Raw genomic sequence first — 22,485 nt, forward strand, 5'->3', positions numbered from 1 at the left:
ATAAAAGCTTCAAAAATGTAACATGAAAGGGCAAACGCCCTGTTCTTACTCATTTTCGTTTTCGGGTATCCGGGCCTGTCTGGTCATGACCTGAAAAAAACGAACGAGAATACAGCGTAGAAGTGCTTGTGATGTATCCGCTGGCAGGGGGCGAGATATGTCACCTACGGGCACGATGCGCCAGTAGCATTCCCATGGAACAACTGTACAGGGCGCTGCTGTCCTGTGGGGTTGTGATGGCAAAATGCATTGAGTGTATTTTGCGGACTTCAGTGCAGGGAGCAGGTGTGAAGCTCGAAACCCGCGTACTCATCATTGGCGGTGGCGCAACGGGTACAGGTCTCGCCAGAGACTTGGCGCTCAGGGGCGTGCAATCGCTTCTGCTCGAAAAAAGAGACCTGGCTGTGGGAGCTTCAGGGGGCAACCACGGACTGCTCCACAGTGGGGGGCGCTATGTCTGTTCCGACCAGCACGCAGCGCGTGAATGCAAGGAAGAAGGCGATATTCTTAAAAGGGTCGCCCCGCATTTAATAGAAGATACGGGGGGCATTTTCGTTGCCGTAAAAGGGGACAGCGAAAATTATATTGCCGATTACCCCTGCATGTGTTCCGAATGCACCGTTCCCGTCACCTCCATTTCCCCAAAAGAAGCCAGAGAGCTTGAACCCGCGTTATCACCCGACGTCATTGGCGCCTACCTTGTGGAAGACGGCTCAATCGATCCTTTCATGCTTTGCATGGATAATATGGCCCAGGCGTGCAATCTGGGTGGCGCTGTCATGCGCAATGCTTGTGTCAGCGGCTTCACCATTGCAAATGGCCGTATAAAATCGGTTGCTGTCCGGGATGATACCAGCGGCAAGACATTCACCATCAATCCAGAATTGGTGGTCAATGCCTCGGGCGCATGGGCCGGCATTGTCTGCGATTTGGCCGGCGTTGAGATTTCGGTTCTGTATTCCATGGGGAGCCTCGTCATCACCCAGGATCGCATCACCCGCCGCATTGTGAACAGGCTGCGCAAGGCTGCTGACGCGGATATCCTGGTTCCAGGCGGCACGGTTTCCATTCTTGGTACGACTTCCGAGCGTATTTCCCATCCGGACCTGGCTTTGCCAACCATTGCGGAAGTGGACCGTATGGTGGTGGAGGGAGCCAAGATGGTGCCTGAGTTGGCCCGTACCCGTTATATAAGGGCTTATGCCGGAGTCCGCCCCCTGGTCAGTTTGGGACCGCCTGCAGCGGATGGCAGCGACCGAAATGTCAGCCGTGGTTTTGCATTGCTGGATCATGCTGAGCAAGACATTACGAATTTCATCACCATCACCGGGGGCAAGCTGACCACCTACCGGCTCATGGCCGAAAAAACCGCGGATCTCGTTTGCGCAAAACTGGGTGTGGATGCTCCGTGCAGAACCAGAACGGAACCGCTCCCCAGTTCGGTGAGCGGACGCTGGTGTGAGCCCGGAAAGGCTGCGCGCCATTGGGTGCAACAGGCCGGTGGTGACGCCACGGACGATATGGTGCTTTGTGAATGCGAAATGGTCTCAGCCCGGGTTGTGGATGAGATCGTAGCCGATCTTGGCGAAATGAGGGGGCGATCCCTGCTTAAGGCCGTTGCCCAGCGCAGTCGCGTGGGTAAGGGGCCTTGCCAGGGTGGGTTCTGCGGGCCGCGTGTCACGGCGCATTTGTATGAAAGCGGCGCTGTGGAGGGTGAGCGCGGCCTGCACGAACTCAAGCATTTCATCGAGCGTCGCTGGCGTGGCAAGCGCCCGGTGCTATGGGGGCTACCCCTCATGCAGGCGGAACTCCAAGAGGCGGTACACTGCAACATACTCGAGCTTGAACAGTTGGAAGGTCCTGCGTGGGTTGAGCAGGATACGGAAGATTTGCTGGAAAAGGGAGAGGCATGAGCCGCGAAAACGCCCCCGTTTATGATGTGTTTGTGATCGGCGCCGGCATGGCGGGTATGGCCGCGGCTTTGTTCGCTGCAGCCAGAGGAATGACAGTCGCCATGTGTGGTTCTGTTGGGGGCATTGATTTCAGTACAGGGCCGTTGGACCTGCTGTCTGTGCATCCCGTTGCGGCCGGCACTGTGTGGAAGTCTCCCTGGCAGGCCATGGACGCTCTGGTACGCGACTGTCCTGAGCACCCCTATGCCAAGGTAGGGAGTGCGCGTACTCGTGAGGCCATGGATGCTTTTTGCAAATCCCTGGCGCAGATGGGGCTGCCATATGAAGGCCACGCCGAGCACAATACCGCAATGCTGACGCCAGCGGGGACCATAAAACGCACCTGGCGTGTGCCCCGCAGCATGTGGCAAGGCGCTGTGGCTCTGGAGGAAAAGGCGCCTTGCCTGATCGTAGGGTTCAAGGGGTTGAAGGGTTTCAGCGCAAGGCAAATAGAATCCGTGCAAAACCCGCATTGGCCTGCGTTGCGTAGTGCGCAGCTCTTTTTCCCTGGATTCAGGGGGGAGCTGTATGCGGAGCATCTAGCCCAGTCTCTGGCAGATCCGGAAGTCCGGCGCGCCCTTGCTGCTGTGGTGGCTCCTGAACTCAACGGTGAGCAGTTCATCGGTTTTCCCTCTTCCCTGGGGCTGTACGGGGGCGGAGACGCGCACGCGCATTTGGAAGAAATGCTCGGGGCAAAGGTTTTTGAGATTCCGACCTTGCCTCCTTCTGTGGCGGGCGGACGTTTGCGTGCAGCCTTTGAGCGTTATTTGCCGCAACAAGGCGTGGATGTTTATTCGCAGAAGCTTGCATCACAGGGGGCGCTTCTCCCGGACGGGAACCTGCGTTTCGATGTGACGGGGTTGGGAGCTGCCCCCTTGCAGGGAATCCCCGAATCCCCGGTTGCCGAATTTCAGATCACTGCGCGAACTGCCATCCACGCTGGCGGCCGTTTTTTCGGTAAAGGGCTCCAGGCAGAGCGTACCGGCATTCGCGAACCCGTTTTGGGACTGTACGTGCAGCAGCCCGAGTCGCGGGATGCGTGGCATGCAAAGCAGTTTTTCACGCCTGAAGGGCACGCCGTGAATCGTTCCGGGTTGCTGGTGGATGCTATGTTTCGTCCGCTGAGCACTGCCGGGGAGGTTGCCTTTGCCAATCTATTTGCAGCGGGCTCCATTCTGGCAGGGCAGGACTGGATGCGTCAGAAGTGCGGCGCTGGACTGGCCGTTTCCACCGCCTGGTGCGCAGTAGAAGCCGCACACTCCCTTATAGGGGGCGGTAAATGAATTTCTTCAATGTTACCCTGACCCTGAGTCTGGCTCTCTGTCTCTCCGGCCTGCTCTTCAGGGTGGCGGTGTGGGTGCGTCGTTCACTGCCTGGTTCGGCGCACTCCCCCGCCAAACGCGTGGTCTATTCGCTAAAGGAGACGCTACGTATACTTTTCAGCCCCAAAATTGGGGCCGTTTTGCTGGCTTTTTTTCGCGATTCCCTCTTGCAATTGCATCTGTTGCAAAAAAGCCCTCTGCGCTGGGGGATTCACTTCACCATTTTTGCCGGTTTCATGGCGCTGGTTTTGATGCACGCCATGGATGGCGTGACTGCAGGGCTCATGCCTGGCTATGAGCCGACACTCGATCCTTACCAGTTTTTGCGCAATCTCTTTGGGGTTATGGTTCTCGCCGGTCTGGCAGGCGCTGCGGTACGTCGCTGGCGGAACAAGGGGATGCGGCGCACTACCGGGAGCATGGACTGGTTTGCCCTGGCTTTGGTGGGCAGCATTGTGGTGAGTGGTTTTGCTCTTGAAGCCGTGAAAATGAGTTCCCAACAAGTATTTGAGCGCATGGTGGAGGACTTTTCGCCGTTTCTCGAGGATGAAGAACTCGCCGCCCTACAGGCCTACTGGTCCGGGCAGGGCGTTGTTTTTGATGCCGGAGCGCAAGGGAAAGAAGCCTCCGCCGCTATGCAGGAACAGGGCGAGGAAGTGAACGAAAACTACTGCGGTTCCTGCCATGCGAATACCGCATCGGCCTTTGTCTCACGTCCCTTGGCGATGGGCATTGCTCCTGCCGCGTCCGCCCTTGACGCTGCCAATGCGCATGAAACGCTTTGGTACCTGCATGTGCTGTTGACCTTTTTCGGCCTGGCCTGGCTGCCTTTTGGCAAGATGCTGCATGTGGTGACCACGCCATTAAACCTTACGGTACGTCGTGTGGCGGTTTCTTCCGGCCCTCAGGAAATGGCCGCAGGTCTTGGTGTTGATGCGTGCACTCATTGTGGCGCTTGCAGTGCAGCCTGCAGCGTGCTCCCTGCCTTTCTGGCCATGGGAAACAGGAATGTTTTGCCTTCTGAAAAGCTTATCAGCCTCAGGCGCGATGCTGCCGGAAGACTTTCCGATAGAGAGCTTGCAGCCTACGCGGAGGGGAGTTTCATCTGTACGGAATGCCATCGCTGCACCGAGGTTTGTCCTTCGCGCATAGATTTGCAGCAGCTGTGGCTCCATGCGCGCAAGGAGTTGATAACTCGAGAGCAGGCCGACCCCCATGGTCTTATTGTGCGACGCACTGCGGCTGCGTGGTCTGCCTATTTTCAGGAGCGGATTCCGCAGGGCGCCAATGTTGTCGATACCAGGCGGCCCGTCAATTTGACAGACAGGCGCGAGAGCTTCTGGCCCTGCATCCAGTGCACCACCTGCACCAGCGTGTGTCCTGTGGTGGCTGCTGCGGATGACCCCGTGCACGAACTTGACCTGACGCCACAGCAAATCATGAACCTGATGCGAATGGGGCTCAAGGATCTCGCTCTTGGCGCGCGTATGGTCTGGAGCTGTGTGACCTGTTACAAGTGCCAGGAGAATTGCCCCCAAGGTGTTCGTGTGGCGGATGTCCTTTATGAGCTGCGTAATATTGCCGCCGAAAGGATGCGCCCAGAGCCTTCTCGAGAAGATGAAGATACACAAAAGGGGGCGCAGTGAAATACGCATTTTTCCCAGGTTGCAAGATCCCCTATCATTTGCCGCAATACGGGCAAGCCACCAGGTCCGCATGCACTGCGTTGGGGATCGAACTGGTTGATCTGGATTTTAATTGTTGTGGCTATCCCATTCGGCACCAAAGTTTTGTGGCTTCCATGTTTTCCGCCGCCTGGAATTTTGCCTTGGCGCGGCAGCATGGTCTGGTTATCCTCACCCCTTGCAAGTGCTGTTTCGGCAACCTGCGCCATGCTGTCTACTGGCTGCGGGAAAATGAGGAACTGCGGCAGCGGATACGCTCCATGCTGCATGAGCAGGGGCTGGAACTCCCCCCTGTAAATGAACTCCGGGTTGTACATCTGCTGCAGGCCCTGGACAGCGATGTAGGAGCTGCGCGGATAGCTTCTGCAGTGACGTTGCCTTTGCAGGATGTGCGGGTGGCGGCGCACTATGGATGCCATGCGTTGCGCCCCGGCGCCGTGACACAATTTGACAATCCGCTTTCACCAACGATTTTTGAGCGGCTGGTAAAGGCAACTGGCAGCGAACCTGTTGATTGGCCCATGCGACTAGAATGCTGCGGTAACCCCCTGTGGGGGAAGAATGACCGTCTGGCCGCGAAACTGGCCGTGAAAAAACTGGTGGATGCCCGTGCAGCGGGGGCAGATGTGTTGTGCACCGCCTGCAGCTATTGTCAGTTGCAATTTGATACGCTGCGCCCCCAGTTGCCTCAGGAAGCGGTGGCGGGTGCGCCACCAGCGGTGTTGTTTCCCCAATTGCTGGGGCTTGCGCTGGGGTTAGCGCCACATGCAGTGGGTATGGAAGCAAATACTTTGCCTTCTGCGCTCCAGGCTCTTGCCTGAAGCGTGGCTTCTGCGGCATGAACACGGATAAAAGGAGGACGCCATGGCGCAATACATAGGAGCCGTTGACCAGGGGACCACGAGCAGCCGTTTCATCATTTTCGACCGCCAGGGGCGCATCGTGGCCATGGATCAGAAGGAACACCGTCAGATTTTTCCGCAGCCGGGATGGGTGGAGCACGACCTGGATGAAATCTGGACAAATACCCAGGAAGTCATCAAAGGGGCGTTGCGTAAAGCCGGTATCAAGGGCTCTGACCTGGCGGCCATAGGCATCACCAACCAGCGTGAGACCGTGGGCGTTTGGGATCGACGTACCGGTAAACCCTATTATAACGCCATAGTCTGGCAGTGCACCCGTACCCATGAGATATGCAAGGAACTCATGCAGGACGGAGGGCAGGACCGTTTTCGCGAAAAGACAGGTTTGCCGGTAGCCACCTACTTCAGCGGCCCTAAAATCAAATGGATCATGGACAATGTACCCGAAGCGCGCAAGGCGCTGGAAGAAGGGCGCGCCATGGTCGGCACCATGGAAACCTGGATCATCTGGCAACTGACTGGCGGCCCCAAAGGGGGCGCTCACATTACAGATGTTACCAACGCCAGCCGTACCATGCTCATGGACCTGCGGTCTTTGGAATGGGACGATGACATACTGAAACTTTTGAATATTCCCAAGGACGCCTTGCCTCGGATCGTTCCCTCCAGCGATAGTGAATCCTGGGGGCCGACGGAAGAGGATGGCCCTCTTGGAGCGCGTGTACCGGTTTGCGGTGCCCTTGGCGATCAACAGGCGGCCCTGGTGGGACAGACGTGCTTCAAGGTGGGGGATGCCAAAAACACCTATGGCACGGGCTGCTTCCTGCTGCTGAACACCGGGCATGAGGCCGTGACTTCCAAACACGGGTTGATCACTACCCTTGCGTACCAGATGAGCGGTGAAAAGCCCGTGTATTGCTTAGAAGGCTCCATCGCCATTGCCGGCGCGCTGGTGCAGTGGGTGCGCGACAATCTGAATCTGATCTCCACAGCTTCTGAAATAGAGGAGTTGGCCGCCAGTGTTGACAACAACGGGGGCGTATACATTGTGCCAGCTTTTCAGGGCCTGTTTGCACCATACTGGCGGCCGGATGCCCGCGGGGTCATAGTGGGGCTGACACGTTACGCCAACAAGCACCACATAGCCCGCGCCGTGTTGGAAGCCAATGCCTACCAGGCCAAGGACATTGTGGAAGCCATGAACAAGGACTCCGGCGTTGATCTGCGCAAGCTGAAAGTGGATGGCGGCATGGTGGGCAATGATCTGCTTATGCAGTTCCAGGCCGATATTTTGGGCGTGCCTGTTGTGCGCCCCATGGTGACGGAAACCACCTGCCTGGGTGCTGCTTATGCTGCAGGTTTGGCAGTGGGCTTTTGGAGCGATGTGGACGAGCTTAAAGAGCGCTGGGCCGTGGATAAGACGTGGGAGCCCAAAATGGATGAGGATGACCGCGCCAAAGGATACCACGGGTGGAAGCGCGCCGTGGAGCGCACCCTGGATTGGATCGAATAGCGGGCCAGCTTGTTGGAAACGTTTATGGAAAGCGCTTCGGGACAACCCGGGGCGCTTTTTTTATGCAGAAAATAAGCGACAGGTGGCGTTCTAGCGCATCCGACCGGCTACGCGCCGGATGGCTGTTTCCAGGTCTTCATTGAAGTCCACGGCAATGCCATGGATGACCCCCTGGCGCAGGGCCTTGGTGTCCAATTGGTCCCAGGGCGCGTCAAAGGCGGCAAGATAGTAGAGATCGCGTTTCTGCCCACTTGGTTGGGGCAGCGAGGCGGCGACATTGTAGTCCTTGAGGTATTCCTTCCATGGCCCTGCAAACAGTTTGGAAAGATCGGGATTCGACTGCAGGACGGAGCGGCGGAAAAAGCTGAACTCAACGTAGGGGCCGTCGGGCAAGTTTTGCAGCAGGGGCATATGGATATTTATCATTTCCTTGTCTTGCTCATCACGCTCAAAAACGTGCTGCAACAAGGAATTGAGGGTGTCTCCAAGGGCTTTGGTATGCTGCTCGGCCCTCCAGAGGCGGTTGGCGAAACGCTTGAAAAATCCTGGCATTATCAATCACGGTGAAAAAGGATATGCGAGGGGGCGCCGTAACTGGCTTCCCCCTCGCGTATTGTTTTGATCACGCCTCCCTTTTGGGAGGTGCGCAGTATGTTGCTTGCTAGTCATGGCTTTGCAGCCAAATACAGCGTTATTTCCGCAGAAAACGTACACCACGGTCCTGGCTTGCGTCAAAGTCACCCTGGGTGATCATATGCGTAGAGCAGGAGATGCACGGGTCATAGGCGCGCACCAGCATGCTGGTCAGCAACTCTATTTCGTCCTCGCTCTTGTCAGCCAGGGTGGGGGTCAGCCCCTGCAAGTCCAGTTGGATGTTGGCGTGGTTCTGGTTGGTGGGAATGACGCAATCCGCCTGGATGATGCGCCCCTTGCTGTCGTATTCGTAGGCGTGGAAGAGCAGACCCCGAGGCACTTCCACGGCGCCTACGCCCTTGCCCGCACGTGGCGTGACTTGGGGGCGCTTTTCGCGCTTGATGCCGCGCCGCAGCAACGTATCAATGAGGGCGATGGAATCTTCTACAGAGTGCACCACCTCTACGAGCTGGGCCAGGTTGTTGTAGTATGGGTTGGTGCTGGGCGCTACCAGCCCAACTTGCTTGGCGATTTTTTTCGCCAAGGGGTGCAGCAGCGTGTGGTTCAGGTTGAACCGCGCCAGGGCGCCGACCATGTATGATTCACGCAGGTTCTTGGTCCATTTGGCCGTGGATTGCGGAATGCAGTATTCCTTGGTCAGTTCCTTATAGAATTTGACGGGCCGGCGTTTATCCAGGGAGGAACCAAGTTCACCCCAGTAGAGAGCGTATTCGCCGGGGGTCACCAGGGCGACATATTCCGTGTCGCGTGTGAAACCGGGCAGCTTGTCGCGCACCGAGGCAAAGAGGTCCGCGGCTTTCTGCAGGCCAGGAATGGAGTCTTCCAGGTCTTTGCGCAATTTTTCCAGGTCATCTTTTGTGGGCACCTTGGCAAAACCACCAGGGAGCAGTCGCTGCGGGTGGGTGGTGCGACCGCAGATGACGCGGCTGAATTCATTGGCCAGCCGGTGCAGAGCCACAAGCCCCACCAGTTCGGTCTTATGCGTAGCGGCAAGAGGGATGATGGATGGCTGCCCCATGAGGTCCGGCAGCACCAGGTAGCCCAGGTGCAGCAGATGGCTTTGCATATTTTCGCCATGGAGGGCGAGCTTGCGCAGGAGCAGGGTTTGCTCCGTGATACGGATTCCCAGAGCTTCCTCAGTGGCTTGCAGGGAGGCGAGCTGGTGTCCGATGGAGCAGATGCCGCAGATGCGCGACGTGATATGGTGCACGTCCTGGTATGAACGCCCCATCAACATGGCTTCAAAAAAACGAGGGGCTTCCGGAACCTCCCAGCGGCATGTGGAAACAGTACCGTCTGCTTCGATTTCCACAACAATGTTGCCGTGTCCCTCGACTCGTGTGAGGTGGTGCACATTGACGGACTTGCCAGAAGAGCTTTGGGCCTTGGTATCGCCCTCTGCTGGCGAATTGGCCTTTGCTTTTTTTGTCTTGGCACCCTTGCCGGTCTGTGCCTGCGATTCGGCCTTTTCCGGTGCAGGGATGGCAGCGTTTTCGTCAGCCTTTTTCTCTATGCGTGCTTCTTCACTCATAGTGCGTTCCTTACGTCTTTATGTAGCGACCGGAGCCGCGGATTGTTACTTATAAATATACGACTTTGGTGTTTTTGGTTCATGCAGCGTGTGCCTCGGGGCAAAACGCCATGTGTATTACAGCGGGGCGCTGGTTTCTCCCAAAAACATCCGCAGCAGGTCCTGTGTCTCGTTGCGGCTCAAGCCCAGGCGGTCTTCCATGACGTAGCGGGCTGCGTCCAGGTTGGCGAAAGGCGCCAGACCACGGCACCCCCAGCATAATGCGCCTTCGGTTACACAGCAGGCATTGCAGCCGGCGCGTGTGATGATGCCAAGGCAAGGGCGCCCCAGTTCGTAGCGGCAAACGTTTCCGGCTTCCTTGCACTCCACACAAACGGGGTAGTCGGGAATCCATGGCTTTTTGCCGAGCAACAGCTCCTTGGTCACCCGCAAAAATTCATCACGGTCGATGGGGCAGCCGTTGATTTCTGCATCCACCTTGACAACACTGCCAATGCCGCGGGCAGGGTAGGTGGGGTACATCCGGGCGCTGTCGCCGTATACCTGCTGGCGGTATATCGCTTCAGGCAGAAAGTTTTTCATGCAGTTGATGCCGCCGATGCAGGCGCATGCGCCCAGGGCCACCAGGACATCGGATTTTTCCCGAATGGTCTTGAGTCGCTCTTCGTCAGAAGGGCGGGTTATGGAGCCTTCTACAAAGGCGATGTCGTAATGATCTGCGGTTTCACCGGTCATGACTTCGCGGAAGGCAACGACCTCGACATGTTCGAGCACATCGAGCAGTGTCTCTTCAAGGTTGGCGATCTGAAGCTGGTCGCCTTCGCAACCGGCAAAATCGAAGAAGGCGATTTTCGGTTTAGCAGCCATGTGCGCCTCCTAGATGGCCTCTTTGAGGGGTTCGATGGTGTCGTAAAGGAAAACAGGTCCATCCAGACAGGCATTAACACCGTTTATCTGGCAGTGGCCACATTTACCCAGCCCGCAACGCATGCGTCGCTCCAGGGATACGTATATGCGGTCGCGCTGCAGCCCCAGCTTCATGCACTCGGCCAAAACGAACTTGTACATGATCGGGGGGCCCACCATAGCCACATAAGTGCTATCGGGTACCAGATCGACCTTTGGCAGCAGCGTGGTGATGACCCCTACGTTGCCTTTCCAGCCATCCTCGGCGACATCCACGGTTTCGTGAATTTCTATGTCGTTGCGCTGATCCATTTCGGCGAGTTGCTCGACAAAGAGCCGCTCCCTGGGAGAGCGCGTGCCGACCAGGATAATGATGCGGCCAAATTCATCACGATGGCGTAATTGATAGTGCAAAAGACTGCGCAAGGGGATGAGGCCCAGGCCGCCAGCGACGAACAATGTGTCCTTGCCCATGAAGTTTTGCACAGGAAAAAAGGTTCCGTATGGGCCGCGGAGGCCGACCTTTTCTCCCACCTTCATATTATGCATGGCCGTGGTGACGGAGCCGATCTTGCGCACCGCTACCTCGAATTTGTGATTGTCCGGCACTGGCGCGGAACTGATGGAAAAAGGCGCTTCGCCTATGCCGAATCTGGATATCATGATGAACTGCCCCGGCTTGTGGGCCAAGGGGCGTCCGTTATCAGGCTCGAATTCGAACAGCGTAACCAGGTCGGAAAGTGTTTCTTTGCGCGTCAGTGTTGCCGGACGCGGCACATAAGGGGAAAAAGGTCTAGGACTCATGCTGCTCGGCCTCCCAGAGTTCGTTGAAGACTGCTTTGGGGTTGGCGATGCCCGAAGTACAGGCGCGCACACAGCGGCCGCAGCCGACGCAGCCCAGCTCCCCGAGCTTGTCATAAATGTATTTGCCTTTTCTGAAGTACCTGTGTCTGTACCTGTCCATGGCTTGCGAGCGAAAGTTGTGGTCGGGCGCAACCGTTGCAAAAGAAGGGAACATGCACCCGCCCCATTCCCGGACGCGGCGACCGGTCTTCAGGGTTACGTCCAGGTCCTCACGGATATTGAAGCAATAGCAGGTGGGGCAGACCAGAACGCAGGATCCGCATGACAGGCAAAGGCGCGCTTTATGCCGCCACAAGGAGGAATTCCAGTTGCGCGCAAGAATCTTGGGTGTTTCCTTCCAGGGGAAGTTGAGCCCTTGCTTGTTTGCTTCGGCGCGAATGCGCAAGCGTTCCCGCCTTGCCGCTTCGCGTTCGGTGAGCGTCGCCTTGGGCATGGGGCCCAGGGCGTGCAGCAATTCTTCGCCCTTTGCTGACCCGACTTCAACATAATAGGCGGATGGTGCGATCTTGGTCCAATAAAGATCGAATCCCAGGTCCACACGGTCCGCACCCATGCTGGACCAGAACGCCGTGGGCGCTATGGTCGTCGGGTCCATGACAAAGACGACTGTGTTGTCTCTACGGCGTACATAGTTAACATCTGGACTACCGGATTCCATGATCTGATCCAGCTGGTTGATGCCTTTTAAATCGTATGGATGCACACCGAAAAGCAACTGCATTGGCGCTTCAAAAACAGGTTCCGCCTTGTAGCTTTCTATGTCGTACTGGATCAGGGTTTCCTGTGGCGGAAAAAAGAATCGCTTTAGTGAATTGTATGCAAGGTCATAGTCCCAAGCGACTTCTATGTCCTCCTCCCAGGGGAGAAAATCATATTTGCCGTCAAAGTTCTCTGCTGGCACATATACGTTGTATTCCTTTGCCCATTCCGCCAAAAGGCGTTTGGTCATATCCATGGGCACCAGATAGGCTGTCATGCATTCCTCCTGGGTGGGCGTCTTTTAGAGTTTCGATATGGACAGTACGATTATCATGAAGAAGATGCAACGCTTGGGATAAAAAGAACATAGTCTTGTGTTGTTTGCATTGACCCTGGCGCAGGCATGATGTAGCAGGCAGCATGGGTAAACGTCGAAGTTTGTTTGCTTTTTAATTGCTAGACGGTTTGCTCTTGCCAAAGGAGAAATAATGTTTGTGGACAGTGTGCAGCTGTTTTTGGGAGCTTTTTTGCTCTGGTTTGGCGCCGCATGGGTTGTGGATGGCGCTGCGGCCATTGCGCGCAGGCTGCATGTTTCCGAGTTGGTCATAGGGCTTACGGTGGTCGCCATGGGGACTTCAGCCCCTGAATTTCTTGTTACAGCTACGGCTGCATTCAAGGGGATGAACGATATTTCTTTGGCGAACGTCGTAGGCTCCAACATCTTCAACCTGGGTGTCATACTGGGTCTTATGGCCGTCATTCGCCCCATTGCAACACATCCGGAACTCATTTTCCGACATGGAATCATCTTGCTTGCGGTTTGTGGTCTGACAACCGTCATGTGCATGAATCACCACATGGGGCGCGGTGAAGGTGTTTTGTTGCTCAGTATTTTTGTCGGATATTTAACCTGGGTCGTTTATAAGGCGAAACGAGCGCCCCTGACTGAAGCGGAAAAAGCTTTGATAGAGGAAGTGCCTTCACATGCGGGCACCTGGCGTGACGGACTCAAGCTGCTTGCGGGCATTGCCGCCATCACCTGGGGAAGCGAACTGCTTGTGGAGAGTGCTTCGGCCATCGCAGCAGCGCTTGGGGTGAGCCAGTGGGCCATTGGCGTAACCATTGTGGCGGCAGGAACTTCCTTGCCTGAACTGGTGACCTGTCTGGCTGCGACTATGCGTGGCAAAAACGATATGCTGCTCGGTAATCTGATTGGCAGCGATTTTTTCAATTTTGCCGGCGTGCTGGGGGTTACATGTCTGTTGAACCCGCTGCAGGTCTCGCCGGCTGCCATGCCCAGTCTGTACGTACTGTTTTTTGGTGTGGCGCTTGTACTTTTTTTCATGCGCACGGGCTGGCGGGTATCCAGAACCGAGGGCATCCTGCTTATTCTCGTGAATCTGGGGCGTTGGGCCATGGAATTTGCCTGAAAAAATGGCAGGTCGATAAAGCTAACGGAATTGTAATGATGGCAAATGTCAAACTATTATGGTAGGATGTGTTTTTAATCAGGCACAGCGCGTTGGTTCCTTTCTTGCCAACGTACATATACGTCGTTAATTACACCAAGAACGCATTGTCACAGAACAGGAGGAATACAATGAACTATCAGAGTGTGAGCACCACCAGAGCACGTAGCGAAGTCCTGAACGCCTTCATGCGCGGGGTCTATTCCTGGATGACCTTCGGCCTGCTGCTCACCGCCGGCATTGCCTGGTTCGTTTCCAATAACGAAGCCATCATCAACCTCATTTATGGCAATCAGATGCTCTTTTTCGGTCTGATCATTGCCGAACTCGGCTTGGTCGTTGGTATTTCTGCGGGCATCCGCAAACTTTCCGCCGGCGCAGCTTCCGGGTTGTTTCTGCTCTACAGCGCCCTTAACGGCGTGACCCTGTCGTTCATTTTTCTTGTATACACGCAGGCTGCGATTTTTCAGGCCTTTGTCGTCGCGGGCGGCATGTTCGGCGCCATGAGCATTTACGGGCTGACCACCAAAAAGGACCTTACGTCCTGGGGCAGCTTCCTGTTTATGGGGCTCATCGGCATCGTCATTGCCTCCATCGTGAACATCTTTGTGCAAAGCTCCATGATGGATTTTGTTATCAGCATCATCGGCGTGCTGGTGTTCACCGGGCTGACCGCCTACGACACCCAGAAGCTGACCATGATGGGCGAAAGCATGCCTGAGGGCGACGCCACAGTGGTTCGCCGTGGCGTTATTCTGGGCGCACTGACCCTGTACCTCGACTTTATCAACCTGTTTCTCATGCTTCTGCGCCTTTTCGGTGGTAGCAGAAACTAGGACGTTTTTATGCGAGCGGCGAATGCCCCCCGGGCTTCGCCCTTGCTGTTTTCCTTGATTATGTTGCACGAGAGAGACAAACGCCGCGGAACCATGTGGTCCCGCGGCGTTTGTCATTTGTTATTTCGGTAAATGAACTGTCAATCACAGGCGAAAAATGTGGTGAAGTAGCCCTGGCGGCCAATGCCTGCTTTGGTCACCTGCGGGGCAAGCAGGTTTTTTCTGTGCTGCGCAGAATTTTTCCAGCCCTTTAGCAAGGCCTGGGGCGTATTCATGTTCCAGGCAACGTTTTCCACGCAAACACCACTCCCTGAATTTTCGTACCGCTGCTGAAAATTATCATGGGAAAGTTTCCCCATGGCATCCATGTGGGCCGCATGATTCTGGGCCAGGTCGGCAAGCAGGTTGTCCCATTGGAGAGGGGGCAGGCCGTTTTCCCTGCGAAAATCGTTGATTGCTTCCAGGGTCTGGCCGGTTATGTGCCCGGCAATTTGCTGTGGGACATTGCCCCCAAAGGCTGTTCCATTGCAGACAGGCAGGATGAGGGGCGACAAAATCACCACCATCAGAATGACGGAAGCCACATGGCGTGTGCGCATGGTTATCTCTGCAGTGTTGAGGATTTCACCCCTTGTTATGAAAACAAAGAGGAACGCTATTGCACCCGGGGCAGGAGCCCGAGTTCCTGGATACGGAAGTGAAGTTCACGACTGACCCATGCGTCCGTGGCTGCATAGGTGATCTGCTTGGGGGAAAGCTGCGGCGCCTCCCAATTGGAGCATTGCGCCGTTTTGGAAATGCGAAACCCAAGCAGGTTGGCAGCCATGTTCCTGAGTCCCATGGTTTGGAGACCATTCTTGCGCGCAACATCGCTCAGGTCCACAAAACCGCCGGCCTCGAAAGGCGCCACCATTTGGAGAACACGGATATCATCATGTACGGCGATGCCAGCCTTGATGATATCGGGATCAGACAGAATTTCTATCAAGGAATCAGGCAAAGAGATGCGTTTGAGCTGGAATAGATACGTTGCCTGAGAACTGGCAAGCTGCAGCAGCGCCGGGGAGTTGAGTGGCTTTTTACCAAATGTGGGGCGGGTTTCCGTGTCGAATCCAAGGACCAATTCGCCTTTAAGTCCGGCAATTGCCTTGCGCAGGGCTGGGCGGTTGCTGACAATATGAATAGTGCCGTTGTAACGGCGCAAAGGAAGGGCGTTGATGTCGTCCTTGCTCAGATAGCGGCGGTATTGATCCAGGCTGCTCATGCGCTGTGCGCTGCGTTTTGGTCGTTGACCGTTAATAAGTGATACAGATCATACTCTTCTTGACGTTTTTATGCAAGCAATGGTTTTTCCGGGAATTTTTTAAGGCGGGTGTGACTTTCTGAAGGAGGGGATTTGCTTTGATGCTGCAATATGCTTGAATAACTGATTTTACTTCTTGAGCTTCTTACTGCTTTCATTTGTATGAGGTTGGCGGGGGAGCGTTTGAAGCGAGAAGAAAAAAGGCGCCCTGAATTTTTCAGAGCGCCTTGGCATTTCAGGATTAATTTTCGTTGGGCTGGCGTTTTGCTTCGTGATAATCGTGCAGCAACTCGACATTTTCCTTGCCCATATACATGGCCAGGACCCGAGTGGGAGTCTTGAGCAGGTCCACCTTGATGAGGCCATCCAGGCAATCCTGGAAATCTGCATCTACGTTGAAGGCGAGCACCTTGCCTCCGAGTTTGAGATACTGGCGCAATAAGACGGGAATGCCCTTGAATTCGGGTTCCAGGTCGCCGATGACCTCTGTGACATCTTCCACGCTCTTGAAGGCATTGCGGAACTCGCGCAATTCGTGGCGTTTCAGGCTTTTCAGCTTTGGAGGCGTCTTGGGTTTCACCAGTTTGTGCAAATGCGAGATGGAATCCTTGGTCTTTACATAACGGACGATGAGTTCTCTGGAGACAGAGGAGTAGTCGTTGGAGATGCTCACCGGCCCGAAAAGCACCACATGCTCGGGGTTGCGCAGGACATAGCAACCAATCCCCTTCCAGAGCATAAAAAGGGCGCTGAAGCTTTTTTGGTATTCCGGACGGATGAAAGAGCGCCCCATCTCCAATGACTTGCCCATACGGTCGAAAAGAGCAGGCTTGAAGTGGAAAAGGGAGCTCGTATAGAGTCCTTCGATGCCGAATTCTTCTATTATTTCATCTGTTTTTCCAATTCGGTAGGCGCCGACGATTTCCCGTTTCTCCCTGTTCCAGATGAACAGGTGGTCGTAGTAGTTGTCGTAGGTATCAAGGTCGATTTCTTTTCCTGTGCCCTCACCGACAAGGCGGAAGGTGACTTCCCGCAGTCTGCCTATTTCCTTGAGAATCCTTGAGATGCAATCGCCCTTGCAGGCGTATACGGTATAGTCCCCGGTTTCATGAAGCAGACATTCGTCCGGCAGGTTGTCGATGTCCTTTTGCAGCAGGGCGGGGTCTACGGGAGGCGCCACATCCAGGGCGGGCTTGGGCTCATTCTGTGCAGTCGATGGCTTGCCAGGGTGAATTACCGGCAAAATGGGCAACTGCCCGCGCTTGTTTCTTTCGGCATAACGCTGTTTGAGTATGTAGGTGCGGAGTCTGAGATAGTTGACAAGGTCTTTGTCTTCCATGCCAGAAAGTTTTTTGTAGGGGATGGCGCTGCCAATGGAAATGTCGAAGGTGGTGCGTTCCTTGTTCATGAATTCGCGCGGCAGCAGGATGGTGCGCAGCATGGGGTGCAGCAACCCCATGGCCTGAAAGAACATGCTGTTGCGGCCGTCAAAATATATGGGCACCACGGGCGCATGGGTTTTGTGGATGATGCGCGAAACTGTGGGGGACCATGCCGGATCAGTGACACGGCGCTTTCTGAAAGTCATGTGCGATACTTCGCCAGCTGGAAAAATGGCCAGCAGATTCCCTTCCTTCAAGCAGCGGATGCTTTCCTTCAAAGGGCGGATGTTGGAGCGAAGCGACGTATTCTTGCCCATGTTGTCCACGAAAATGATGCGGTGGATGAGGTCTGGTATGTGCTTCAGGAAGTATGTGCCCATGACCTTAAAGTCAGGACGCACCCTTGCCAGGAGAAGCATGAGCAGAACACCTTCAATGGCGCCAAAAGGGTGGTTCGCCACCACGACGCAGGGGCCGCTTTTTGGGATGCGGGCAAGGTCTTCATCGCTGACACGGTAACCGACCTGCATGGCCTCTATCACACGATCAAGAAAATCCTCTTCGTGTGAAAGGTTTTGGATGGTCTGGTAAAGAGCATTGAGTTGCGGCAGGCCCATCACCTTGCCCATGGGGCTGGCAAGGGTGTTTATCACCTTGCAGCGCAGGGGATTACCGCCTGTCGCCTCGATCTTGAAGGGCGAGCACGCAGCGGTATCGGGTGAAAAGGGCCTGGGATAAAGGTCCTGATTCGGGGTCATTGGGATGCTGTCGGTCTCTCTGCTGCTGTCTTTACGCAAAAAATGCGTGTGGCCGTTACCTTCAGGCGATGCTGGCGTCAGCATAGGACCTGAGGCCCCAATATACTGCTGTTCTGACTGCTTGGAATCACGGGGCGTGCACCGGCTGGAATCGTTGATTGTCTCGCGTTTAGTTAACACAATCCCTCCAGGGGGGGCAACAAGGATTTGGAGTTGTGGTTTCTCAAAGACGCAACACTTTGCATGATTTTGGTCTTGTGTAGTTGGCAGACCAGTATCAACCCTTTGAATTTCTGAGTTAATTGGCTCGAATATACAGTGGGTTGTCCTGTCCCAACTGGCAGCGTCGTGGAAGAGCTACGCCCTTTGCCTGCAAAATGACCGTAAAACCCTTCTACACACCAGCTGTTACAAAATCGTGCCCAGTTATGACGATTGTGTTTCCAATCCGAATTTTTTCTTCAGTAACGCGGATAAAACCAGTTTAGAGGCTGTTTCGTCCTTTACAATCAGCGCCGTTTGTCATTATAGAATTCGTTTTCCATGCGTACAATCTGGGTGCTGCTATGCCCGCACTCTGGGAATACGCACGATATTTCCCCGGTGAACAGGCCTTAAGCCTGTGTATACGGACTATTGATACTGTCGGGAGGCTTACACCTCCCATCTTTTCAACCGCCTTCCTTAAAAAGACGCATTGCGTTGGCGCTTCTTCGAGGTGATCATGGCCAGACATTTTCTGAGGCTCCTGGACCTGAATCCCGACCAGGCCGAGACCCTGCTCGACAGGGCCAAGCTGCACAAAGCGGGGGAACTCGATGGCAACCCCCTTGCGGGCAAGACCGTGGCCCTGCTTTTTGAAAAAGCTTCCACCCGTACCCGTGTTTCCTTTGAGGTCGGCATCACCCAATTGGGCGGTCGTTGCCTTTTTATGACGCCCAATGAAAGTCAGCTCGGCCGTAATGAGCCCTTAAAGGATACGGCTCGTGTACTTTCGCGTTACGTGGACTGCATGGTTGTTCGTACCTTTGGGCAGGAGAAGCTCGAAGAACTGGCCGATTATTCCAGCATCCCGGTTGTAAACGCCTTAACTGACAGTTACCACCCCTGCCAGGTAATGAGTGACATTCTGACTGTTTCTGAGCGGATGTCCGACCTTTCCACCGTCAAGGTGGCCTGGGTGGGGGACGGCAACAATATGGCGCATTCGTGGATCAGCGCGGCAGCGCTGTTTCCCTTTGAATTGCGTCTTGCCTGCCCCAAAGGCTATGAGCCGGACAAGGGTATTATCGAAGAGGCAAAGGCCAAAGGCGCAAAAGTCTCCTTGACCCGCGACCCTGCAGAAGCCGCGACCGGCGCTCACTTCGTGAACACCGACGTCTGGGCCTCCATGGGGCAGGAAACCGAACAGAAAGACCGCGAACAGGTTTTCGCCCCCTATCAGGTGAACGAAAAGCTGATGGCCAAGGCGGCTTCCACAGCCTACTTCATGCATTGCCTTCCGGCTCACAGGGGCGAAGAAGTCACAGAAGAGCTTTTTGAAAGCACGACCAACCCTATGTCCATCGTTTGGGACCAGGCCGAGAATCGTCTGCATATGCAGAAGGCCATTCTGGAATGGCTGCTGGGGTAAAATCGCAGCTTTTCGTTGCATGTTTTTTCGGATGTTTTTGTACTTGCCTGAGCGTAAAAGGCTTCCATTCGTTTGAAGTCCGGTTCAGGCTGAACGTGCGCTGACGCAAACGATAACAATTCCACTGCCCTTCTTTAGGGGCCTCCATGTATACGGAGATATTGAAATGACCAAAAACGCCCACGGCATTAACAAGGTTGTTCTGGCTTATTCCGGAGGACTCGATACCTCCATCATTCTCAAGTGGCTCATCAAGGAATACGACTGCGAAGTCATTACGCTGACCGCCGACCTGGGGCAGGAAGAAGAGCTTGAAGGGCTGGACGAGAAGGCCAAGGCAACCGGCGCTTCCAAAGCCTACATTGATGACCTGCAAGAAGAATTTGCCAAGGATTTCATTTTTCCCATGTTCCGCGCCGCCGCTCTATATGAAGGGCGCTACCTGCTGGGAACGTCCATTGCCCGGCCGTTGATCGCCAAACGCCTGGTGGAGATTGCCAGGCAAGAGGGTGCGCAGGCCGTTGCCCATGGCGCCACGGGTAAAGGCAACGACCAGGTGCGATTTGAGCTTGGCGTAGCTGCCTTGGCTCCGGAACTGAAGGTCATTGCCCCCTGGCGTGAATGGGATTTGTGCTCTCGCTCCGACCTGGAGGCCTTTGCAAAAGAACAGAATATTCCCATGGGCTCGAAAAAGCGGAAAATCTACAGCATGGACCGCAATCTCCTGCATTGCAGTTTTGAAGGGGGGGAACTGGAAAACCCCGGAAACGAGCCCGGTCCTGAGTGCTGGACCATGTTGACGCCTCCTGAAAAAGCGCCCGATACACCAGAAATCATTACCATTGATTTCGAAAAGGGTGATCCTGTCGCCATCAATGGCAAGCCGCTGTCGCCAGCTTCTATCATCCGCGAGTTGAACAAACTGGGCGGAAAACATGGTATCGGGCGGTTGGACATGGTGGAAAACCGTTTCGTGGGCATGAAGTCCCGCGGTGTTTACGAGACCCCGGGCGGCAGCATTTTGTACGTTGCACGCCGCGACCTCGAGGGACTTTGCCTGGACCGTGAGGCCATGCAACTGCGTGACAGCCTCATCACTCGCTACGCTGCGTGCGTATACAATGGTTTTTGGTTCGCGCCTGAGCGCGAGGCCATGCAGGCCATGGTCGACCAAATGCAGCAGTGCGTAACCGGCCAGGTCCGGGTCAAATTGTACAAAGGGTGCGCCTATCCGCTGTCGCGTACGTCTCCCAATTCGCTTTACAGCGAGGCCATGGCCACTTTTGAAAAAGATGAAGTCTATAATCAGGCCGACGCTGCTGGTTTCATCCGGCTTCAGGGACTCAGGCTGCGCGGTTACATGAACCGGCGCGGAGGCGGCAAATGAGCGAGAAAAAACCCTGGGGCGGTCGTTTTCGCCAGGAACAGGGCGAAGATGTAGAAGCTTTTACCGAGTCGGTCTCTTTTGACCAGATCCTCTACCGGGAAGACATCACCGGCTCCAAGGCGCATGCGCGCATGCTCGCCAGGCAGGGCGTCATAAGCACGGACGAGGCCAAGGCCATCGTAGAAGGCCTGGATCAGGTGCTGGAGGAGATCGAGTCCAAGCAGTTTGTCTGGCGTCGTGAGCTTGAAGACGTCCACATGAACATCGAGCGCCGGCTTACCGAATTGATCGGTGATCCTGGTCGCAAACTCCATACGGGGCGCTCCCGCAACGATCAGATCGCCCTGGATTTTCGGCTTTTCGTCGTCGCCAGACTGGAGGCTTGGGAAACCCTGTGCCGTGACCTCATCGCTGCGTTTGTTGCACAGGCCGAGGCCAACCGGGAGGTGCTGCTACCCGGATGTACGCATCTGCAGCCAGCCCAACCAGTGAGCCTTGCACAGCATCTTTTGGCGTATGCCTGGATGCTCAAGCGCGACGTATCCCGCATCCGCGACTGCAAGCAGCGCGCGAGCATATCACCCTTGGGCGCGGCTGCGCTGGCCGGCAGCACCTATGCCCTGGATCCTGCCTCCGTGGCCGAAGAACTTGGGCTGGGCGGTGTCTTTGACAACAGCATGGACGCCGTTTCGGATCGTGATTTTGCTGCCGAGGCCTTGTTTACGGGCAGTCTCATCATGACGCACCTGAGCCGCTTTTGTGAGGAATTGATACTTTGGGCCAACCCGAATTTCGGCTACGTAAAGTTGCCCGACGCCTATGCCACGGGGTCGAGCATCATGCCGCAGAAAAAAAATCCCGACGTGGCTGAGTTGATCCGCGGCAAGACCGGAAGAGTCTATGGTTCGCTGACCACGCTTATGACCACCTTGAAAGGGTTGCCCCTGGCCTATAACCGGGACATGCAGGAAGACAAGGAGCCTTTTTTCGATACGGACCGTACTGTGAGCGGCAGCCTTGCCCTTGCGGCGGGAATGGTCCGTGCGTTGGCTTTTGTGCCTGAAGCCATGTTCAAGGCTTTGGCCCTGGGCTATTTGAACGCCACGGAGTTTGCCGATTACCTGGCATCCAAAGGCATGCCCTTTAGAGACGCGCACCACGCCACAGGCAGGGCCGTGGCCCTTGCGGAAGAGACTGGCCGCAGCCTTGAAGTTCTGAGCCTGGATGAACTGCGAAAGTGTGCAGGGGATAAGGGGCATCTGGTGGAAGAAGATGTTTACCAGGTGCTTGCCTTTGATGCCGCGGTCAACCGCCGCTCCTTGCATGGAGGCACCGGGCCGGAACCTGTGGCCAGGCAGTTGGCTGCCTTGCACGCCTGGCTGGAGGCAAAATAGCCCAATGAATGGTTGCTGTTAGCTCCAGGTGTGGCAAGCAGACTGGTGACTGCGTGAATGTTGTGGGTATTGATTTGAATGGGAGTGAAAAAAGAGAGGACGGAAGTTTGAAAGTGGCGGAAGCGTATAGGAGTCGAACCTACCGGACGGGGTTAACCGTCCCTACGGTTTTGAAGACCGCGCCCAGCACCGGCTGAGAGACGCTTCCGCAATTGTTCGGTGATGCAGCATGTACCAGCTTCCGCCTTTGGCTTCAAGTCCCGAATGAACAAGTTTTTTTGCATCCCTGCGCCATGCATTGCGGTTGTGGCGATTGCCAAAAGCGTTCAGGGGT

The 22,485-nt window shown here is 55.5% G+C and carries 18 protein-coding genes and 1 tRNA gene; 10 read left to right on the forward strand and 9 right to left on the reverse strand.

Annotated features, from left to right (window positions below):
* Positions 1-287 precede the first annotated feature (287 nt).
* Genes glpA through glpK form a run of 5 tightly spaced genes read left to right on the forward strand, consistent with a single transcriptional unit; the run spans position 288 to position 7,335 of the window.
* On the forward strand, positions 288-1,913 hold the full coding sequence (gene glpA, locus ACZ5EH_RS16770) for an anaerobic glycerol-3-phosphate dehydrogenase subunit GlpA (protein WP_464275024.1): 1,626 nt from the start codon (positions 288-290) through the stop codon (positions 1,911-1,913).
* Entirely contained in the window at positions 1,910-3,235 is a 1,326-nt protein-coding gene (glpB, locus tag ACZ5EH_RS16775) for a glycerol-3-phosphate dehydrogenase subunit GlpB (RefSeq protein WP_464275025.1), read from the forward strand. The genes glpA and glpB overlap by 4 nt, the downstream gene beginning before the upstream one ends.
* Positions 3,232-4,920, forward strand: a complete 1,689-nt coding sequence (locus ACZ5EH_RS16780) for a 4Fe-4S dicluster domain-containing protein (protein ID WP_464275026.1) — start codon at positions 3,232-3,234, stop codon at positions 4,918-4,920. Before glpB ends, ACZ5EH_RS16780 begins: the two co-directional genes overlap by 4 nt.
* A complete protein-coding gene (locus ACZ5EH_RS16785; protein ID WP_464275027.1) occupies positions 4,917-5,780 on the forward strand; it encodes a CoB--CoM heterodisulfide reductase iron-sulfur subunit B family protein in 864 nt (287 codons plus the stop codon). Before ACZ5EH_RS16780 ends, ACZ5EH_RS16785 begins: the two co-directional genes overlap by 4 nt.
* Positions 5,781-5,823: 43 nt before the next feature.
* Positions 5,824-7,335: a glycerol kinase GlpK gene (gene glpK / locus ACZ5EH_RS16790; RefSeq protein WP_464275028.1), complete on the forward strand. Its 1,512-nt coding sequence runs from the start codon at positions 5,824-5,826 to the stop codon at positions 7,333-7,335.
* A 90-nt stretch (positions 7,336-7,425) separates the two neighbouring features.
* On the opposite strand, the gene ACZ5EH_RS16795 is transcribed toward glpK, so the two are convergent.
* The 5 genes from ACZ5EH_RS16795 to ACZ5EH_RS16815 all read right to left on the reverse strand — a co-directional run bounded on the left by ACZ5EH_RS16795 (position 7,426) and on the right by ACZ5EH_RS16815 (position 12,266).
* A complete protein-coding gene (locus tag ACZ5EH_RS16795) occupies positions 7,426-7,887 on the reverse strand; it encodes a hypothetical protein (protein WP_464275029.1) in 462 nt (153 codons plus the stop codon).
* A gap of 139 nt (positions 7,888-8,026) precedes the next feature.
* Positions 8,027-9,520, reverse strand: a complete 1,494-nt coding sequence (locus ACZ5EH_RS16800; RefSeq protein ID WP_464275030.1) for a Ni/Fe hydrogenase subunit alpha — start codon at positions 9,518-9,520, stop codon at positions 8,027-8,029.
* Between the two features lie 117 nt (positions 9,521-9,637).
* Complete coding sequence (locus ACZ5EH_RS16805) at positions 9,638-10,387, reverse strand: NADH-quinone oxidoreductase subunit B family protein (protein ID WP_464275031.1); 750 nt, start codon at positions 10,385-10,387, stop codon at positions 9,638-9,640.
* A 9-nt stretch (positions 10,388-10,396) separates the two neighbouring features.
* Positions 10,397-11,230: an FAD/NAD(P)-binding protein gene (locus ACZ5EH_RS16810; RefSeq protein ID WP_464275032.1), complete on the reverse strand. Its 834-nt coding sequence runs from the start codon at positions 11,228-11,230 to the stop codon at positions 10,397-10,399.
* Complete coding sequence (locus tag ACZ5EH_RS16815; protein WP_464275033.1) at positions 11,220-12,266, reverse strand: 4Fe-4S dicluster domain-containing protein; 1,047 nt, start codon at positions 12,264-12,266, stop codon at positions 11,220-11,222. Before ACZ5EH_RS16815 ends, ACZ5EH_RS16810 begins: the two co-directional genes overlap by 11 nt.
* A 211-nt stretch (positions 12,267-12,477) precedes the next feature.
* Here ACZ5EH_RS16815 and ACZ5EH_RS16820 point away from each other — a divergent pair, with 211 nt between their 5' ends.
* On the forward strand, positions 12,478-13,419 hold the full coding sequence (locus ACZ5EH_RS16820; RefSeq protein ID WP_464275034.1) for a calcium/sodium antiporter: 942 nt from the start codon (positions 12,478-12,480) through the stop codon (positions 13,417-13,419).
* Between the two features lie 170 nt (positions 13,420-13,589).
* Positions 13,590-14,294, forward strand: coding sequence for a Bax inhibitor-1/YccA family protein (locus tag ACZ5EH_RS16825; protein WP_464275035.1), 705 nt, complete (start codon positions 13,590-13,592; stop codon positions 14,292-14,294).
* Positions 14,295-14,434: 140 nt separating this feature from the next.
* On the opposite strand, the gene ACZ5EH_RS16830 is transcribed toward ACZ5EH_RS16825, so the two are convergent.
* The 3 genes from ACZ5EH_RS16830 to ACZ5EH_RS16840 form a co-directional block, all read right to left on the reverse strand.
* Positions 14,435-14,893 (reverse strand): CAP domain-containing protein, encoded by a 459-nt coding sequence (locus ACZ5EH_RS16830; RefSeq protein WP_464275036.1) that lies wholly within the window; start codon positions 14,891-14,893, stop codon positions 14,435-14,437.
* A gap of 56 nt (positions 14,894-14,949) precedes the next feature.
* Entirely contained in the window at positions 14,950-15,558 is a 609-nt protein-coding gene (locus tag ACZ5EH_RS16835; RefSeq protein ID WP_464275037.1) for a 3'-5' exonuclease, read from the reverse strand.
* 280 nt (positions 15,559-15,838) lie between these two features.
* Positions 15,839-17,917, reverse strand: a complete 2,079-nt coding sequence (locus ACZ5EH_RS16840) for a lysophospholipid acyltransferase family protein (RefSeq protein WP_464275038.1) — start codon at positions 17,915-17,917, stop codon at positions 15,839-15,841.
* A gap of 544 nt (positions 17,918-18,461) precedes the next feature.
* Between ACZ5EH_RS16840 and argF the strand changes: the two genes are divergently transcribed.
* The 3 genes from argF (at position 18,462) to argH (ending at position 22,151) form a co-directional block, all read left to right on the forward strand.
* The gene (argF, locus tag ACZ5EH_RS16845; RefSeq protein ID WP_464275039.1) at positions 18,462-19,370 is read left to right on the forward strand and encodes an ornithine carbamoyltransferase; all 909 of its coding nucleotides are present in this window, start codon (positions 18,462-18,464) and stop codon (positions 19,368-19,370) included.
* A 166-nt stretch (positions 19,371-19,536) separates the two neighbouring features.
* A complete protein-coding gene (locus ACZ5EH_RS16850; protein ID WP_464275040.1) occupies positions 19,537-20,757 on the forward strand; it encodes an argininosuccinate synthase in 1,221 nt (406 codons plus the stop codon).
* On the forward strand, positions 20,754-22,151 hold the full coding sequence (gene argH / locus ACZ5EH_RS16855; RefSeq protein ID WP_464275041.1) for an argininosuccinate lyase: 1,398 nt from the start codon (positions 20,754-20,756) through the stop codon (positions 22,149-22,151). Before ACZ5EH_RS16850 ends, argH begins: the two co-directional genes overlap by 4 nt.
* A 114-nt stretch (positions 22,152-22,265) precedes the next feature.
* Here argH and ACZ5EH_RS16860 read toward each other — a convergent pair.
* Positions 22,266-22,359: transfer RNA gene (locus tag ACZ5EH_RS16860), tRNA-Sec, on the reverse strand.
* Between the last annotated feature and the right edge of the window lie 126 nt (positions 22,360-22,485).

The sequence above is a fragment of the Desulfovibrio biadhensis genome (assembly GCF_055388615.1).